Genomic DNA, 1,856 nt, shown 5'->3' with positions numbered 1-1,856 from the left:
GTTTTTTTTCTATTAAGATAGTCTGTCGTAAAGGATGAGCCAGGAAATAAGCGCGTAATCCTAGATGTAGGGCGTTAGCGATTTTGTCCTGATAAGCACTGCTACCAAGTAGTTGCTCTTCCAGAGTATTACTGATAAAGCCGGTTTCTACTAGTAAGGATGGAATATCCGGAGAACGCAGTACTCCGAGGCTGGCATGTTCAGGCAGGTTTTTATGCAACACGCATATATTTTTTAATTGTCGCAGCACTTTCACCGCAATGTCATAGCCTACCCGCTGCGAATGACCAAACTGTAAATCTAAGACAACTTGGCTGAAGTAAGGATCTGTCTTACTATTAGCGAGCAAATTACCGGCGCCGCCTAGTAGTTCCGATTGTTTCTCGTATTGTTCCAGCCAATTAGCCATTTCGCTGTTGGCACGCCGGTTGGATAGTACCCAGACCGAAGCGCCACGAGCGCGGCGGTTGGGCGCTGCATCAGCGTGTATGGACACTAGCACGCTAGCTCTATGTTTACGTGCTACATCAGATCTACCCATCACCGAAAGAAAAGAGTCGCCGTCACGAGTGAGCACTGGTTTAAACATAGGATCGGTATTGAGCATAATTTTTAGCTTGCGGGCGATGGCTATCGTGACATTTTTTTCTTGAAGGCCATTGGGGCCAGTAGCACCTGGATCTTGACCACCATGTCCAGCATCAATAGCTACTATGACTGGTACAGTACTTGCTGGGAACAGGTGATTTATTGTGCGATAAGGTAAAGGTAGCTGCGTACTACTGGCTTCCAACATGTTTCCCTGAACATTAGTTGCCGAAATAGTAAACACTACATTGTAATGCCCACTAACTTGTTGTTGTATCGTTGCCCATGTGTAGGATTCGTACGTTAACTCTAAAACAAGACGTAAACTATGTTTATCTCTTGGCGTACTAGTGCGAATGCGTCTAATCAGATTATCTCCGCTAAAATGGAGCGGCAACTCTCCCTGCCAAAGTATCCTTTGGTGAATATCTAATACGACCCGCTCGGGATTATGCAGAGAGAAAAAAGCATATACTGGTGGTGCATTGAAACAGAGTGTGACCGTTGATTGAATGACGTTATTAGTAACTTGAATATTGTGTAGGGTAGCTGCAGCAGGCCTGCTCATAATCAATCCGATCACTAAAGCTAAAGTAGTATTAAAATATAGCTTCATGAATAAGGTTCCTGCTGCAAAGATAAAGCGGCTAGCAGCCGTTTGCCATTAGCGTTGAATGCTTCTGCCTTGGCCCGACGTATCGTCCCCTGATATTCTAGGGTCAGAGATAAATCCATAATTGGCAAAATACCTTTACCATACTGTGGCCACTCTATCAAACATAGAGAGCTATGATCTAAATAATCCAGTATACTAATCAACTCTAGTTCCTCTGTGTTCGTGTGAGCTAGACGGTAAAGATCAAAATGATAAACCGTCCAGCGTGTTAACGCATAGAGCTCTACCAGAGTGTAAGTAGGGCTTTTGACATTTCCAGCATACCCTAACGACCGTAGAAACCCCCGGCATAAGGTCGTCTTACCGGCGCCGATATTGCCATAAAGATAAATAACACAAGCTTGTTGGCATGCTACAGCTAATGCAGCACCTAAAGCGACGGTTGCAGTTTCATCTGGCAAAAGTATTACACGCTTTTCCATATTAGGTTTTTATGCTTTTTGATAAAAAGCAATTAATAGCATGCAACCGCTAGTAGCGGTAGCTTTGACGCAAGCAATCTGCCAAGAAAAAGAAACGAAAGCAATCATTTTTCCTCTAGCTAATCGCTCAAACTAGTATTGAGTCGGAAGATAATTGATTTAAAGTTAGG

2 protein-coding genes are annotated in these 1,856 nt (G+C 43.6%); both read right to left on the bottom strand.

Annotated features, from left to right (window positions below):
- Positions 1-1,204, bottom strand: a 1,204-nt coding sequence (locus tag CEX73_RS02770) for an N-acetylmuramoyl-L-alanine amidase (protein ID WP_101627062.1), incomplete at its 3' end; no start/stop codon positions are given.
- Positions 1,201-1,686 carry a tRNA (adenosine(37)-N6)-threonylcarbamoyltransferase complex ATPase subunit type 1 TsaE gene (gene tsaE, locus CEX73_RS02765; RefSeq protein WP_101627061.1) on the bottom strand — a complete coding sequence of 162 codons (486 nt, stop codon included), beginning with the start codon at positions 1,684-1,686 and terminating at the stop codon, positions 1,201-1,203. The genes CEX73_RS02770 and tsaE, both read right to left, overlap by 4 nt.
- Positions 1,687-1,856 lie beyond the last annotated feature (170 nt).

Origin of the sequence: Candidatus Palibaumannia cicadellinicola (assembly GCF_002855795.1) — a bacterium.
Taxonomy (GTDB): domain Bacteria; phylum Pseudomonadota; class Gammaproteobacteria; order Enterobacterales; family Enterobacteriaceae; genus Baumannia; species Baumannia cicadellinicola_C.
Note: the sequence above shows the minus strand (reverse complement) of the source record. Positions and strands in the feature narration are given on the sequence as shown.

Bases quoted from the DNA above. Each gene is read 5' to 3' on its own strand.
- tsaE (WP_101627061.1), bottom strand. From the start codon at position 1,686: ATGGAAAAGCGTGTAATACTTTTGCCAGATGAAACTGCAACCGTCGCT.